The organism is Streptomyces sp. DG2A-72 (assembly GCF_030499575.1).
GTDB lineage: Bacteria > Actinomycetota > Actinomycetes > Streptomycetales > Streptomycetaceae > Streptomyces.
In genome coordinates this window covers 3,777,517-3,793,670 of the sequence record NZ_JASTLC010000001.1, presented here as the reverse complement: position 1 = coordinate 3,793,670, position 16,154 = coordinate 3,777,517, and the positions used below count along the sequence as shown (strand labels likewise).

Genomic DNA, 16,154 nt, shown 5'->3' with positions numbered 1-16,154 from the left:
CACCTGGGCGTACGGCTCTTGACCCGCGCGTACGTCGGACATCAGCAGGCGCGCGTCGACGAAGGCGTCCACCACGCGTCGTTCCTGCGCCGTCAGCTCGGTGAGCGGTACGCGGCGCCGGGCCACTTCCTGCCCCCGCACGGTGACGAATCTGAGCAGCACCTTCAGCACGAAGTCGATGCCTTCGTCTCCGCAGCCGAGTTCCGACACAGTGTCGTCAGCCTGACGCGCGAGGGCGCCGGCGACGCCGCCGAGGCTGTGATAGAGCTCCTCCGACACCGTCTCACCGGGACCGGAGGCGAAGTACAGCTCCTGCAACAGATACGCGAGCAGCGGCAGCGCGTCGTCCGTGCCCACGTCGTTGACGATGGCCTCCACAACGCCAGGCGCGAAGGACAGACCAACGAGGGCGCCGGGTCGCTCCACCACCTGGGCGAGTTGGTTCCTGCCCAGCGCGCCGATGGCGACCGGGTGCTGGAAGAGCTCGGCGTGACGCGTACCGAGGAGCTGTCCCAGGAACTCCACCCGAAGCGTGGCGAGCACCCGGATCCGCGCATCCTGGGTCACGCAGGCATGCAGCGCCTCCAGGAACTGGGCACGCTCCCGCTCCCCGGCGAGGGTAATGATCTCTTCGAACTGGTCGACTACGACGAACATGTGGCGGAACCTGCTTCCGCGCAGCCGCGACAGCTCCGCAGGCAGGGAGGCAGGGTCCTGCCGCAGGCGTCGTAACACCGCGCCGGCTGATTCGTGCTCCCCACCAGCCGTGGAGATGGCGGAGGCCAACGCCGCAAGCGGATTGGGGCCCGGCGAGAAGGCGGGCAGGATCGACCACCGCCGGACGCGCAGCCGCGGCAGCACCCCTGCTCTCACCAGCGACGATTTCCCGCTCCCCGAGGCCCCGACGAGCACGAGAAACCTGTCGACGGGCTGGTTCTGTGGTGCGTGCAGCCGCCGCGTCAGATCCTCGGACTGGGTCTCCCTGCCGAAGAAGACCGCGGCCTCGTCCTCCACGAAGGCGTCCAGCCCGGGGTACGGGACCCGGTAGTGGGGCCAGTCCGTCGGCGGAGGGGCAGGGTTCTCCAGCCGATGGATGACGATCTGCATCACCACCATCGTGACGATCAGCAAGCCGATGGCCGGTATGGCAACCTGCTGGAGCAGAGTCAGGAGCCACGGGGCTTCGTTCTCGCTGGTGGCGTAGTTGGTGACGATCCCCAGCAGGCTTGCGACGAGCACCAGCATGGCCTGGAGCAACAGTTGCAGACGGTTCCTCATGACGGACTGGCCGTCAGTACACCGTTACGCTGCCGCAGCACTCCGTGTCCCCGCTCTGCCGCCGTCAGTCATTGGACATCGGGTTACCGACGCTCGTGGACATCATCTGCGGGGTGGGAGGGGATCTCAACAGTGCCCTAGAAAACCGGTCACAGATGCAGACAGCCTCGTTTCAGCCCGGGCGGCGGGCCCGGGGCAGCATCGCCTGAGGGACCGCGAGGGCCTGGACGTCTGTGGAACAGACGCGCGCGCCCTGTTCCCGAAGACGTCGAGGGACTATGCCAACTCCCCGTACTTCAAGGCCCGCACGAAGGAACACCAAGAACCACTTCGAACCATGACCACCGGACCTTTCGCGTTCTTGGAGTCGCGTACAAGCGCACGCGCATCGGTCAAAGCGCACTCGACGCACTCGCCTCCCGCGCCGTTGCTGTACGTCGACGTGAACCACATCAGGCGGCCGTCGTCCCCGGGCTTTGCAGTGCTCACCTTGTGTGTTCCTTCAGAACGGAGTTGATCAGTTGGGCCGAACGCTGAGGACTGAGGGCCGCGGCTCGCAAGCCGTCGAATGCCCTCGTGTACTCACGAACATGATGCTCGCCTTCCAAGTACACGGCATCAGTGATGCCGTCCCGGTACACCAGGTCCTGATCTTCCGGGTCGGGGAAGCCGAGCATCGTGAACGAACCCGTGGCCGGATAGGTGCCTGAGTCGAAGGGAAGCACCTGCAAGGTCACGCTCGGCAACTCGCCCATGTCCAGGACGCGTTCAAGCTGCTCGCCCATGAGTGCTCGATCCCCGATGACGTTGCGCAGAGCGCACTCGTGAACGATGAACCAGGCGTCGGGGGCGTCGGCTCCCATCAGCATCGTCTGGCGCTCCATGCGTACACGCACGGCTTTGTCGATGTCCTCGGCCGACATGTGAGCCCCCGTTTTGTGAAGCTCGCAGGTGTACGACTCGGTCTGCATGAGGCCTGGGATCAGCTCGCATTGGTACTGGCGGAACGTGGAGGCTTCCCGCTCCAGACCGATGTAGATGTTGAACCACTCGGGGACGCCGGAGCCGTGCACCTGCCACCAACCACGCGTCTTGGCCTCCCGGGCCAATGACTTGAGGAACTCGCGCAGCTCGTCAGTGCTGCCGTAGAACCGGCACAGGGCATCGATGTCCGACGGTTGGACCCGGCCGCTGCCCGTCTCCATCCGGTTGACCTTGGAGCCGCTCCAGTCCAGCGCCTCGCCGACCTGAGCGCAGGTGAGCGCGCTCTTCTCCCGGAGCTTCTTCAGCTCGATCGAGAGACGGCGGCGGCGTGCCGTCGGTGAACCGGCCATCTCAAACCTCTCAACCATCTGTGGAATAGCGCGTGTTCAGTCTCACGCCAAGGGGCGTGCTTGCCAATCACTCGGAAGTGGGAATCCCGAGGTGCACATTGCAAAACGGGATGAGCGGAAGTCATTCTAGCTGCGACGCCACTCACCGTGAGTGCGCGTAACGCTGCCGATCATGTGAGATCAGTGCAGAGCGACATGCGACGAGAGAGGTCCTTGTGATCCAGGAAGCGTGTATGTCACGAAAGCCATGGGACCTGGCCTTCTCGGCCGAACCCGAGGAAGTAGCCGCCCTGCGGCGCGTCATGCGACTTCATCTGGGGCTCTGGGGGCTGCACGAAGTGACGGACGCAGCCCAGCTCTGCGTCAGCGAGCTCGTGTCCAACGTCATCACGCACGTCGGCAACGGCACGCCGGCCACACTCGCGGTCTCCATGAACGGCACGTACCTGCGCATTGAAGTCCACGACCCCGACACACGCGCCCTCCCCACGCTGATGGCCGCGGATTCCGACTCGGAGGGTGGACGCGGCATGGCCCTCGTCGACGCTCTGGCCGACCGTTGGGGTGTCCAACTCCGTCCTGACCGGAAGGTGATCTGGTGTGAGCTGGCAACGGGGCTCACGTCACCGACCGGCCACGTCGAAGGTCCCAGTGTGACGCGGGCTCAGGCGTTCCTAGAGCTCGTCGCGGCGTCGAAACGGCCTTGCGGTACCAGCCTGGGCAGACTGAGCACGGCTGTGGCTGAGGAAGCGGTGATCGATTTCATCGCAGACTTCCTCCACTGGCTTCGAGCGCACGGCCGCGACGTGGACGAGGTCCTTGACCGCGCCCAGATCCACTTCGAGGCAGAGCTGTCCGGCGTGAGTTGTGAAGCCGGATCAGAGGGTGAGTACCTCCCGGAAGAACCCCAGAGGGGGCTTCTCCGGAGTGCCAACCAGCAGAGCCCGATCCAGCAGTCCGTTGTTCAGTTCGCAGCTGGTCTCGGGAAGCAGCACGCAGGCGTGACAGGCCGCGAGATTGATACTGCCGGTCCCGCTGGACTCGGACTCGATGCACAACGGGTCGGCGCTGCACCATTCGGCGCGGTGTAGTGCGGACCTCAGGGTTCTTGCCAGGTGGCGGGGTTCGCCCTGGGCGACGAGCCCGCCGAGGCTTCCCGCCGAGTCGCTAGTCGCCGTATAGATCAAGATTCCGGCCATGGTGTCGTCGGAATACAAGCGCTCACGCAGCGACGCGGCCGGGTAACCGGCTTCCAGGCTCCATTCGTTGATCAGTATGTGCGCCAACGTGTGCAGCAGCACCAAGCGGGGGGTCGCCGGTGATTCCGGCACGGACTGGGGGTCGGAGGCGCGTTCGCGGAGCAGGCGGTTGTGGTTGGTCCGGATGCGCTCCACCCTCGCGGCTACGGTGACGGCGTCGGACCATGCGTCGAGACGCCCCGTGTCCAGCCGCAGGAACACGCCTTCACCCTGCACTTCCATGGCAGGCAGCCAGTCCTGTTCCATCAAGGAGATCGGTGCCTCGTGGACTTCGACATTGGAGTCCGGGGTGTGAATGCGCGAGAAGGACTTGAGGGCTCGGACTTCGCGAAGTCGTTTCACCAGCATGGGAGTTGTCAGCCCGAACGTCGCGAGCGACGCGGACGACGACGTCGGAGGCTCACAGATGAACTGTTCCTCACGCGCGCTGTCGCGCTCGGCGTTGCCTGCCCGCAACCGCTCGTACTCCTGTTTGCGCAGGGCGACGTACCTGCTGTTGTGGTCGGCTCCCTCGTCGAGCTCCGACTCCTCGTGCTGCTCGGCCTCCAGCAGGGCGAGCACTGCTTCGACGGGGATTTCTTCCCCTTCTCTCAGCGTGAGCGCCTTGAGGTATATCTCGAGTGCGGCCCGGTCGAGGGTGCGCAGGTCGGCCCAGTGATCGGCGAGGCGGGCGGCGAGTCCGTCGCTCCACGGCGGAATGGACAGTGCGGATCTCACGATGGGCTGCCAGGCCATCGAGGAACCACGCTGGAGGGTTCGGGGGGCCTCGGCGCAGGACTCCAATGGGGCATCCTTCAGCCAGGGGCGCTTTCCCGAGCAATGGACATGCAGTCTCGCCAGGGCGTTGCTCCTGAAGGCTCCTTCCATGGAGACCTCCGGGATCCCGCAGGTGCACGAGATCAGCACGGAACGCAGGGAGGCGGTACGGCCGGTGGTGCGCAGTCGCATTTCGCCGCCGCACAGTCCGGACTCGCCCTCCTGCCTGTTGTCGCGGTGTGCCCACTTCCAGTAGGGGAAGTCGTCGAGGTGCCCGTGCGGGCAGGCGATCACGAAGCGGGAGGGCACCAGATCTTCCTGGCAGTCACCACATTCGTTCTTCCCCGGAGGGGAGTTGAAGCCGCGGACGTGTTGGAGGGAATTGCAGTTGGGGCAGGAGTGCCAGAGCGGGAAGCGGCGGACGTGCACTCCGTCCTTGCTCGTGTCGTCGGAGGCGGGCGGAAGGCGGAAGGTCTTCACGCCCAAGACGCGTTCGAGTCGGTGCTCCTGGATGCGAGGAGCCTCGGTGATGTTCCAGGAATCCGTGCCTGCCACGATGAACGACTCGCTGTCGACCGCGATCATCGAGCCGACACCATACGTCGTGATCATCTGTGCGCGACGGACGGATCCCTTGCGCGGATAGCTGCGTTCGGGAGCGCCGGAGCCTCGCCGACGGCGGGCGGGGGGCGGGGTCATCGGGATGCCTCCATGAACAGGGCGGACTCGGCGTCGACGTCGCGCAGACTCCACAGGGTCGGCCAGGATTCGTCGTTGGCGTCGTCGTCGAATGCACAGAGCAGGGAAGGCGCCTTCTTGCCACGTACGGGTTCGTAGTAGAGACCGCCGTGTGCCGCGGCCTCGTCCGCCCACCAGTCGACGAACTCGTCGAACGCGGCGGCCGTTGCCTCGTACTCCCTGTTGTCGTTGTCCTCGTCTTTCTCGCTCGGCTCGATGCGAGTGCCCTCGACCCGGTTGAGGAGGATTGGGCGGATGACCTTGTGCAGTTCCTCACGGAACTCGTCGATGCGCCCGGCCCCGTCGTTCGGACGTGCCGCAGGGATGAGGATGCGTGCGAGGGCGACAACCACGGCGTGCAGGCCGCGATCACGAGCACGCGCGGAGAACGGGGTGACGGACGTCGACTCGACCTCGCGGTACAGCGCGGAGTGGAAGTGTTGGAAGTTCTCGTAGTGCGAACGGTCCCTGGAACGAGTCGAGTTGAGCATGACGGTGACGAGCCCTGGATGGTTTCGTCCCACTCGGCTGGTCGCCTGGATGTACTCGGCCGTTGTTTGGGGCTGGCCCATCACGGCCATGAGGCCCAGTCGGTCGACGTCGACCCCGACAGAGATCATGTTCGTGGCCAGCAGGACGTCGACTGTCTCCTCGTGCGGCAGCCCGCGCTCGATCTGCTTGAGCCGACTCGGGATCTCGCTGGAGTTGGCACGGCTGGTCAGCTCGGTGAGTTCCAGGATCTTCCGCTTGGGGACGCTGTCCCGTTCCGCTAGGTACTCCAGGTACGCTTCGACGTCGTCGTGGACCTGGAGTTCGGCGGCGGCGAGCAGACGCAGGCTGTTGAAGTAGCCAACGAGGGTCCAGTACGCGTCACGGACCTTGGGCGTTTCCACTCGCAGCGCCTGGTGCAGCAGCGCCGCGTAGGTGCGGATCAGCAGCGTCGACTGACTCGTGCTCGGGGTGAGCAGCCCCACGTACTGGCGGCTGGCCTTCTTCTCCCGCGGGGTCTCGACCGCGAACCAGGAGTCGCGGGCGTCCAGTCCCGCGGGCGGGAACTGACGGACCTCGCGGTCGAACAGCGCCCGGCCCTGCTCTGTGGCGCGGCGGATGGTCGCGGTGGAGGCGATGACCTTCGGTCGGTCGGCGAGCGCGTCCACCGCGGTTTCGTACAGGCCGGTGAGGGTGCCGAGGGGGCCCGAGATGAGGTGGAGTTCGTCCTGGACGATCAGCTCGGGCGGAGGCGTGTCGTCGGCGCGGTCGCGGTTGAAGAGCGCGGCGGTTCGCTCGCGCCACGGCATGGACGCGAACTTGTCGACGGTGGCGATGACCAGAGTGGGTCGGGCGTCGTACACGGCATCGTCCACCAAGTGCACGGGAAGCCCGCCGGTGAAGTCGCACGTCGGGTCGGGGCAGCGGACGTGCATGCGCCTGGCGTGAAGATCCACCTCGTACTGGTGGGCGTCGAGACGGGTGCCGCACCACGGACAGGCGTGCAGCTGCACGGGGTTCTTCTCCTGAAGAGTCTTCCCCTTGCGCAGATCCGCGAGGCTGTCCTCCGCGACAGTGAGCTTGTTCGGCGTCGCGGACTGGCCGACCCACATGCCGATCGAGATCTGCTCGAACCCGAGCAGATCCTCGTCCGCCAGACGCATGCGTTCCATAGCACAGATCAGGATCGCGGCACGCTCGAACTGCTGCAGTGTGAGCAACCTCAGCGTGTAACGCATGAGGACGGTCACGCCGGCGCCATGTTCCTTTCGACGGATCCGGCGCAGGAAGGTGGTGAAAGCGATCAGTCCGAGGTAGGCCTCGGTCTTGCCACCGCCGGTCGGAAACCAGAGGAGATCGGCGAGTTCCCGGTCCGGGTGGTCGGGGTCAACGATCCCTTCGAGGCACAGCAGCATGAAGGAGATCTGGAACGGGCGCCAACGACCGGATGCCGGGTCCGGTGCGCCTTTGCGTTCGTCCTTCACCCAGGCGCTGCGGGCCCGCTGCTGTGCCATGGCTTCGTTGGCGAGCTTGAAGGCGTGCATGGCGTCAGGGTTGTTCCGCAGAATCTGGATGCCCCGCTGGATACGCCCGAGAGCCGTGTCGCAGGCTTGGAGCTGTTCGCGTGCGGCCTTTTCGAAGCTGGTGCCCGCCAGTTGCTCCCCCTCAGAGCGCCTGGCGTCGATCCAACGCGAGTATCCAGTCGCCAGTTCCTCAAGAGCACTGAGGACGCGGGCGTCGGGCAGCGTCGCCAAGTCCTGCATGACGAGGGCATCGCTGTTGATCTCCGGGTTGGAGTCCGTGAGCAGAACCTCGTGAGTGGGGACGAGCTCTGTGCGCACCATGGAGACTGCGGCAGGCGCGGCGTTCGGGGCCCCGACGGGGCGCGGAGTCCACTCCCAGTGAGCGGCACATCCGTGCCCTACGGCGAACGTGGGGGCGTGACGGTGGAGAAGGCGGCCTGTGTCCTGCTCGCCGTCGACTCCGCCCGAGGGCGCCGGGCGCTCGACGAATGCTTTCTCTCCGGCCTGAGCGGTCACGGTGAGGCGGGGCTGGAAGAGGCTGAACGCGTCCTGCAGTTCGCGGTCGCTTACACGCTTGTCGTTGACGAGTGTGACGGTCACGGTGACAGTCCCAGAGGGCTCGGACGGCTTGCGCACGAGAGCGCGCAGCAGCACTCCGTCGGCCAAGGGCTCGGGCTTCTGCATGCCGGGCGTGGTCACGTCGACGGTCGTGGGGGGCAGGGACAGGCAACGGCGCCGCCAGTGCTCGGCCTGATCGGACGTACTGCGTGCCTGGGCCCGCTTGGCCGAGACAACGCGCCCTTGGACGTCTATCGGGTCGTACATCGCGGCCTCGGCTCGGACGACCACCACGGGGGAGACGGACGGGTCGACGGCGAAGGTGAGCCCCATGGAGGAGGGCCGGCGATCGTTGGCCAGAGACACGCCCAGCTCGTAGCCGGTGTCCTCACCATCCCTGAACTTCGTCACGGGGGCGTCGTCGAGCCCGTCCTCCTCCGCCAGATCCGCGGTCTGCTCGTCCGCTGCAACGTCGTCGGCAGCGCGGGGGAACAGCACACCGATCGGATACGTCGTGATCGGCGGGTCCTGCGTGAGGATCTCGTCCTCGGTACCGGGCCCGAGCAGGTCCCTGCGGAGCTGGTCGACGAGACTCTTCCGGGCAGCGTAGTGCGCGGAGTGTCGTTCCTCGGTGTTCGTCATCGACCGTCTTCCTCCTGGGTACTTCCACTCGACCTGTAGCGTCCCAGCCCCACCAGCCGCGGCACGAGCCAGACTCCGTGGTCACCGAGGCCAGCGCGGACCGCGGACGCGGAACTGCCCGCAACGCTTTCGAGGGCATCGACCCGCAGACCGTGGATCTCGTCCGGCCACCGGATGCCCCATGTCCTGTTGACCTTGAGAGAGGTGTACAGGTCACGACGGAACTGCTCCGACACCACCGCGACGGGACGATCGTCGTGGAGGACGAGGTACGGGGGGCTCTGTTCCGCGCCGAGCGGCAGATCGTGCTCGCGACGCAGGACCACGGCGTCTCCAGGACGGACCACGTCCGCCAGATGGGCTTGCAGGGCAACAGGGTCGTCCTGAAAACCGTCGGTACCCGGAGGGTGCTCCGCACAGACGTCCCGCCCCGATGCCTCGATGCCGTACCTGTCATAGGGCTTCCAACCACCCACGTACCAACGGTTGATGGCACGGTGGCGGCGCAGGCGCGAGACGTCGGGAGCGGCGAGTCGATAAAGGTCATATCGAGGGCGGGTCATGGCCACGTATAGAGCGCGTGCCTCGGCGGCGGGGTCGACGTGGGTGTGCTTCTTGCGCAGCTCCGCCATGGTGGGCGGCTCGACGACGAGGACCCGATCGAACTCCAGGCCCTTGGCCCGGTGCACGGTGGATACCACAAGGCGGGTCGGCTCCCCGGCGGAGAGCTCGTCGGGAAACCTTCCCTCGGCAATCATCCGGTGCACCTTGGCGAGATCCACCAGGCCTCGGCGGTCGCGCGCGACGCCGCGGAGCGAGCGCCACAGGAAGTCGACGTCGGTACCGGCGGGCACGCCGACCCCGGCGACGAGTTCGCGAAAACGATCCTCGCCCAGTGCCGCCGTTCCGGTGCGGCGCAGCACCCCGGCGACCCAGTCTGGGACCGGTCGGTCGCTCGACGGGCGCTGCAACCGGTGCGGTACGCCCTGCTCGAACAACGTCTGGGAGAGCACGAGCGCCTGGCGGTTGTCCCGGCACAGGACGGCACAGGTGTCGGGGAAGTCCCGGAGCGATTCGACGGTGAAGGATGCGGTGAGGTCTCCGAAGGAAGACATGGTCAGCAGACGGGACCGAAGGTCCTGGTACAGCCCCTCGCCAGCCGTCTCGGCCTCGGACGTCCCGGAGGGGAGACTTTGCAGGGGTACACCGACGGGCAGGGCGACCTCGGCCTCCTCTGTCGAAGCACGAAAGTTCTTCGACAGATGGAGTTCGACCAGATCGTCGAAGTACGAGAGGCGCAGCCACTTGAAGAACTCGTTGGTCTCGGCGGCACGCGCATCCGGGTCGGACACCTGAAACCCGTAGATCGCCTGGGCGGCGTCCCCGACAAGGGTGAAGCCGCAGGAGTCCTGGAAGTGGTCCAACAGCGTCTCGACCATGTCGCGTCGGTCGCCGACGAGGTCCTGTACCTCGTCGATCACCACATGAGCCGGTACGCCGCTCTCGCCGGATTCGACAGCGCCCTTGACGATGGCATCCGCCGCCTTGCGGATACGCTCGTCAAAGGTGTACTGACCCCACTCCTCGTCTGGATACGCGCTGGCCAACAGGCCGTACGCCCAGGAGTCGAAGGTCTGTGCACGCACCCTCCTGGCCTGTCCGGCATGCCTGCGGATCCGGTCCTTGAGTTCGCGCACGGCGGCACGGGAGAAGCTCAGGACGAGGATCTCCCGGGCTTCCAGTGCGTCGTCCTCCCGGCTCATCAACGCGTCGAGTCGACGAACCAGGGTGTGCGTCTTGCCCGCCCCGGCCCTCGCGGTCACCAGAACCCGCGCGTCCCACGGCTGGTCGACGACAGCCTGCTGCTCCGCGGTGAGCGGCGGGCTGTCGGCGTACGTGCTGATCACTTGACGCTCCACAGGTGCTCGAACTGCGTGAAGGCAAGTGCCTTGCCGTAGTTGCTGATGTTGTCGCGGACGTTGAGGATCAGGCACGTGTCCTTGCCGCCGTTGCGGGGACCGCGCAGGCCACGACCGATCATCTGCTGGTAGACGTTCGGGCTGTACGTGGGCCGGGCCACCACCACGGCTCGGGTCGCCGGAGCGTCGAAGCCCTGGGTGAGCACGCCGTAATTGGTCAGGACGCGGAGTCGACCCTGCCGGAAGTCCGTGACGCGCTTGGTGCGGTCGGCGGTACTGGTCGCCGAATCGACCGACGCCGCGCGGATTCCACGGTCGTTGAGCTTGGCGGCGAGGAACTTGGCGTGTGCGACGGACGTGGCGAAGACCAGGACGGGCCAGTCGGAGTCCATTTTCTCGGTGATCTCGTGGATGATGCGCCGATTCCGGTCGTGGTCCTCGGCAAGGCGCTGCTCGGCGGCCTTGGACAGCACGCTCAACTGGTTGGCGCGTACGACTTCGTCCTCGGTCAACTCGATTGTTCCACCGGTCAGTTCGCGATGCTCGACGCGGGCCAACATACCGAGTTCCTGGAGCTCGGCGTACGCGTCGCCGGAGGCGAAGATGCCTTCGTCGAGCCGTCGGCCGCCGAACCGCCTGATCAGACGTTGGGTCTCCTCCACGTTGGTGTTGCGGAACGGGGTGGCAGTGAGCCCGAGCAGATGGCGGTCGATGCGCGAGGCGGTGATACCCATCGTGGAGAGAATCTCCGTGTACTGCGGCGAGATGGCGACGTGCGCCTCGTCCACGATCACCAGCGAGGCCTCGCGCAGCCAGCCATAGCTGTCGGTGTCGAGGCAGACTCGCAGTTTGGCGTCGGTGGCGACCACGAGATGGGGGCGACCGGTCACCGGTCCGGCCTCGTTCGACGACCAGAGTCGACTGATCGCCAGCGGGTTCTCCGCGCCGACCTTGGACCACACGAACTTCCAGCTCTGGACAGCCTGTTCGCACAGTTCCTCGGTCTGGGCAATCCACAGGACGGGGCCGCCGATGTCCCCGTCCTGCTTGATCCAGCGGATGACAGCTTCCGACGCCACCCGTGTCTTTCCCGCACCGGTGGGCAACGACAGCATTCCGCGCTGGGGTTGGACCCGGTCCAGCATGGCGAAGACATTGGCGGCCAGGCGGTCCTGATAATCGTGCAGACGCGGGAATTCGGTCGGCCCGTCCACGTCTATGCGCGGTTCCAGGGACGGCGCACGGTGACCGGCGAAGGAGTCGGGAAAGCCTAGGTCGGAGACGAACTTCACCGCCGGGGTCATCCCGGTGAAGGAGGACGGGGCGTGAGTCGGATAGGCGGCCTGTAGATCCTTCACATGGACCTGGAGCACACCGTCGCCATGCGCGTTGTACGCCATCTGTGCGATGCGCTCGGGAGCCGGGTCCTCGCCGCCCAACTCCGCCTGCTCACTGGCAAGCAGACCGGCGGGGAGCCTGTCGCGCAGGGTCTCTGCACCTAGCAGGAGCGCCAACTTCTCCACCACAGTGTCTGCGTCCCGTACCGCCTTCAGGGATGCCTGGACCTGGCGGTCCTGCTCCTGCTGGCGCTGAGCCTCCAGGACGGCCCGGCAGCCGGACTCGCCCAGATTCCACCGGAGTTCACGATCAGCGGCGATCAACGCATCCAGCGGTGATTTCGGGTTGAGGACAAGCACGGTGGTGCCTTGCAGCGCACTCTTCAGTGGCGTGGGGTTGATGCCGTTGGGTGTGCGGGTGACCTGTTCCAGCTCAGAGCAGTGCAGCAGGTCGTAGTTGTTGATCCTGTTGCCGAGGCGCTGCCGGAGAGTGGGGAACGCGTCGCGCAGGGGGATCGGCTCGCCCCCTGGTACGAACCGAATCTCCTTGGTGATGACGTCCGTGTAGCGGAGCATCCCCCACTTGTCGATGAGGAGTTCCGCGTCCGCCGTGCTCCCGGTGAGCAGCGCGGGCAACTGCTCGGCCCGGAGCGCCCGGTATTCGTCGGGTGTCGCGGCGACAGCGATCTCACCGTCTTCCCGAGTGCTCCACTCGTTGCCGATGCGGCAGCGGGTAAGCGAGTCCTCGGGGAATGGAACGTCCAGACGGGTCAGTAGGACGTAGGTGTTGCCGACGAAGGCGTCGTCCTCGCTGTGCAGGAGCTGCTCCAAAAGCTTCTCCCACTGGCTGTCGGGCACGGTGTCCACGGTCAGGGGAAGGTGGAACTTGCGTGCCTTCTCGGGGCTGATGTCGGCCACGGGCAGGACGTCTGCGTACGCGGCGAGCTGTGGGCCGACAGCTTCGGCGAGCCGCTTCACACCCTGCGACGTGGGGACCAACCCATATTTCCGCACCATCCAGCGCAGGGGCGAGGGCACCGTTCGATGGGTGCTCGTCTGGGCACCGAACTGCATGGTCCAGACGTCGACCACGTGCGCGTCCGGAAGGGCTTTGACGAATGCCGCCTTTCCTTCGTCGGAGAGGTGACGCAGTAGATGCAGCGATTTCGCGACGGCGGCGCCGTTCAGGTTCAGACGTGAGATCTGGGGGCGGCTGTCCCGGGGCGCGAGAGACGTTACGTAGCCCTCGTACAGTTCGTTCCGGTACTCCTCGAACCAGGGCTCGTCCTCCGGCCGGTGCCCCTCGATCGGGCGCTCGTGCAGGCCGAACTCGCGGAACACCAACAGGTCGTCCGAGTGGAACGTCTCGTTCACGGCGATCGAGGCGTCGCGGGACCCGTCGCCCGGAACGATCGGGCCCGGCAGCAGGCAGTCCCGCATCGGGTGGAAGCGGCCATCGACCGTCTGCACACGCAGGGTCCTGAGCGGCTCGGCGACACGGGCGCGTACTTCGGCGGTGACGTGCCTGCCTCCCGCGCTGCGGAAGAGTTCCCAGAAGCGCGTCCAGTCGCGCGGGCCGTACGCGTCGAATCCCTGGTCCAGGACACCAGCGAAGCGACCTCGGTCGTCCGCCTCGCGGATCCCGATGGCGCTGAGGGCGCTCTGGAGCGAGGGGTCGTCGGAGAGCTTCGGGTCGACATACACCAAGTCGTCCTTGAGACCGTCCTGCACGATACGGCGCCAGACCCGGCCGGCCACGGGCGCCACCATGCCGTGGTCCTCGGTCAGGACGAAGCGCGCCGTGCGGGCCTCCTCGACGAAGGGTGAGTCGGCTGCCACCATCTCGGCGAAGATACGGATCGCGGTGGCCGAGGCCTCGGCGGTTCCGTCACCGACGAGAGCCTCCAGCCACTCTCGAACGGTGGCACGCGAGTGTTTGGCCTCGTGCAGGATGTGCTCGACCTTGCCGGACCGGATCTCCATTGCTTCGACCGACGGGTGGACCCAGTCGGAGGGGCGCCCCGGGTAGGCACTCCACATCCGAAGCCACTCGGGCTTGAGGACCCTTCTCTTGGCCTTGCCTTCGTCGGGGTGGAATCGCAGCTCCCGGGGTGTGCGGAGAACACCGTCCTGGTCAGGCAGGGACGGGAGGTGGGTGGCCAGCTCCCAGATCTGCTGGGTGAGCAACAGGTCGGCCCAACTGACCGTTTCCGATTCACGAGGACGACCCGGTAGGAGCGGCAGATACGCAGCAGGGTCGCTCGGTGGCGCGAGGTGTGGCAGCGACTCCACAACAAGGCGGGCCGCGACCTGGATCAACTCCCTGTTGAAAGCTGTGGAGTCGAGCAGGTTCTGGCGGTCCTCGTTGGTCTTCCACGCACCGTTGAGCGCGCCGCTCAGGCTCATCTCGTACTTGGTAGGGAAGAAGGACCAGAACTTGCCACGCCCCCTGGGGATCGTGAACGGAGCCTCACCTGTGTACTCCGGGACGGCCCAGGCAACATCGATCGTGCCGCGGTCGTGCATCTCGCCGGCGCTGGCCCGGGCCTTCTCGGTCGGCTTATGCCTGTGGGTGAAGACGTTCCACTTGCTGGTGGCAGCCTGCTTGCCGGTCCGGCGCTCGTGGATCGTGCGGTGGAAGCCGTCCTGTTCCACTGTGATTACGCGTCGGACCTTGGGGCGGGCGTTTCCGACACGGCGGTCTTCCAGAGTCACGGTGCCCACGTGCGGCGAGAAGAGCTGGAAGAGGGCGGGGAATTCCTCCTGCTGGAGGTCAGGCTTGGGAAGATGAATGTCCTTGCCGAGGCGCTCTGCCGCTCCTTTCAGGAGGGGGAGCCGCACTACCGTGGTCGCCCACTCAAGGAGCTCATCGAGTACGGGGTCCGCCCGCCGCTCTGCCGCCTCGTCCAGGGGACGGGCCATACGGAGCACGGGAGCCTCGAAGCCGGGATCGGGCGAAGCCCCGATGGCCTGGCAGATCTCCGCGCGGGACCAGTCGCGGTCGAAACCGAAGCTTCCCGAGCTGCTGAAGAACTGAGGTGTGTCCGTCACGACGAGGACCGACTTCACACCGACACCGAACCGGCCGATCTGACCCCCGCGCTTTCGCGAGACGCTCATCCGGAGGATAGTTTCGGCGCCTTCCGGAGTGACCTCTGATCCCGTATTCGCGCAGTACAGATGCGATTCGTTGAGGACCACGTGAACTGTTCCACCGGGATCGCTCGCGATTTCGTCGGCGGCGTTCTGGACCAGTTCGAAGAGCTGTCGATCACCGTATCCGCCCTGGGTGATGCGTCGCTCCCCATTGGCGTGCTCCTGGATCAGGCCAGGATCCACGCGATAGGTTTCCAGCACGCGCGCCGACTGCTCAAGAATCTTGGCGATCATGGGAGTCGCAGACGAAGTGTTGGACAACGGCTGCTGGGTCACAAGGAGTCCGTTTCTGTGTGCGGTCCGAGGAGTGGGCCGGCAGTGCGATCCGTGCACATGCACGGCCGGCCCCGTCACGCGTGTCGGGTGGGTTGATGAAGGTACGGACGAAGGTGAAGCAAGGTCTTAGGGAGCGTCCGGGGAACGGGGGATACGGATGATGATGAACTCAGTGACGCCGTTACGGATGCCGCGGTTCCGGCGCGATTCGCCGGGCCGAGTCGTGTCGTACGCTCGGGAAGAAGGCGCGGACGGGGCGCGTCGAACCCGGATTCGACGAGGCGCGCGGGTCCGCTCGTTGGAGATGGTGGGCGAGGTGGAGGCGCGGAGGTCGGCGCGAGCGATAATCCTCCGGTAGTTCATGATGACGTCATGAGTTAAACCGTATGCTCCGAGCAATTCAGACTTAAGCCACGGGTCCTCACAGGAGTCATATTCGGTGACGATTTGCCGCATTCTTGCGATTTCGGGCGTGTCGGAATTCGGTCCGGATGAGTCGCCGGTGTCGTTCGGCATGAATGGCCCCTTATTTGTGTGGGTCAGGTCTTTGTGTCAGGTGGTACGGAATTGAGCTCCTGCTGGCATGTCGAAGTGTGTAGGCATGCGGAACCAGACCCTCCCCGTGGATGTTTTCCGTTTTTGCTGGGGCCACTGGTGCTGCTGGAAACCCTAGGAGGTTCGACAAGGGGATGCAAGACCGTTTCTCCTTGCTCCACAAGCGGGATTCGGGCGTCCGATCGTGAAGTCGGAGGCCTATCGAATCAGGATCAAAGGGTGAAAAAGTGGACTTTTATGCACGAATCTGTGTAGCGACCTTTCAAGGGTGACCACCTACGTGTGTCAACAAAGATTGTCGCGATCTCGGAGTGTCAAATGGCTCGTGCTAGGC

General features: G+C 65.8%; 6 protein-coding genes and 2 pseudogenes. 1 reads left to right on the top strand and 7 read right to left on the bottom strand.

The genetic code is table 11. The features are described 5' to 3' along the window. Positions 1–21: 21 nt before the first annotated feature. The 3 genes and pseudogenes from QQY66_RS50410 to QQY66_RS17865 all read right to left on the bottom strand — a co-directional run. Positions 22–1,107: pseudogene (locus tag QQY66_RS50410) on the bottom strand (ATP-binding protein); the annotation flags it as partial. Positions 1,108–1,554: 447 nt separating this feature from the next. Then, a complete protein-coding gene (locus QQY66_RS17870; RefSeq protein WP_301987376.1) occupies positions 1,555–1,731 on the bottom strand; it encodes a DUF397 domain-containing protein in 177 nt (58 codons plus the stop codon). A gap of 32 nt (positions 1,732–1,763) precedes the next feature. Beyond that, positions 1,764–2,612, bottom strand: a complete 849-nt coding sequence (locus QQY66_RS17865) for a helix-turn-helix transcriptional regulator (protein ID WP_301987374.1) — start codon at positions 2,610–2,612, stop codon at positions 1,764–1,766. A gap of 233 nt (positions 2,613–2,845) precedes the next feature. On the opposite strand from QQY66_RS17865, the pseudogene QQY66_RS17860 reads away from it, so the two are divergent. Then, positions 2,846–3,463 (top strand): annotated as a pseudogene (locus tag QQY66_RS17860) (ATP-binding protein); the annotation flags it as partial. A 27-nt stretch (positions 3,464–3,490) separates the two neighbouring features. Here QQY66_RS17860 and drmB read toward each other — a convergent pair. From drmB to QQY66_RS17840, 4 genes are read right to left on the bottom strand one after another with little or no spacing between them, the layout of a single operon-like run. Continuing rightward, a complete protein-coding gene (drmB, locus tag QQY66_RS17855; protein ID WP_301981354.1) occupies positions 3,491–5,326 on the bottom strand; it encodes a DUF1998 domain-containing protein in 1,836 nt (611 codons plus the stop codon). Further along, positions 5,323–8,577, bottom strand: coding sequence for a helicase-related protein (locus tag QQY66_RS17850; protein WP_301981353.1), 3,255 nt, complete (start codon positions 8,575–8,577; stop codon positions 5,323–5,325). The genes drmB and QQY66_RS17850 overlap by 4 nt, the downstream gene beginning before the upstream one ends. Beyond that, the gene (locus QQY66_RS17845) at positions 8,574–10,484 is read right to left on the bottom strand and encodes a UvrD-helicase domain-containing protein (protein ID WP_301981352.1); all 1,911 of its coding nucleotides are present in this window, start codon (positions 10,482–10,484) and stop codon (positions 8,574–8,576) included. The genes QQY66_RS17850 and QQY66_RS17845 overlap by 4 nt, the downstream gene beginning before the upstream one ends. Then, on the bottom strand, positions 10,481–15,223 hold the full coding sequence (locus tag QQY66_RS17840; RefSeq protein ID WP_301981351.1) for a DEAD/DEAH box helicase: 4,743 nt from the start codon (positions 15,221–15,223) through the stop codon (positions 10,481–10,483). The genes QQY66_RS17845 and QQY66_RS17840 overlap by 4 nt, the downstream gene beginning before the upstream one ends. Positions 15,224–16,154 lie beyond the last annotated feature (931 nt).

What these genes read in the sequence shown, in the direction of transcription:
- QQY66_RS17870 (WP_301987376.1), bottom strand. Translation starts at nt 1,731, where the DNA reads ATGTGGTTCACGTCGACGTACAGCAACGGCGCGGGAGGCGAGTGCGTC.
- QQY66_RS17865 (WP_301987374.1), bottom strand. Translation starts at nt 2,612, where the DNA reads ATGGCCGGTTCACCGACGGCACGCCGCCGCCGTCTCTCGATCGAGCTG.
- drmB (WP_301981354.1), bottom strand. Translation starts at nt 5,326, where the DNA reads ATGACCCCGCCCCCCGCCCGCCGTCGGCGAGGCTCCGGCGCTCCCGAA.
- QQY66_RS17850 (WP_301981353.1), bottom strand. Translation starts at nt 8,577, where the DNA reads ATGACGAACACCGAGGAACGACACTCCGCGCACTACGCTGCCCGGAAG.
- QQY66_RS17840 (WP_301981351.1), bottom strand. Translation starts at nt 15,223, where the DNA reads ATGATCGCCAAGATTCTTGAGCAGTCGGCGCGCGTGCTGGAAACCTAT.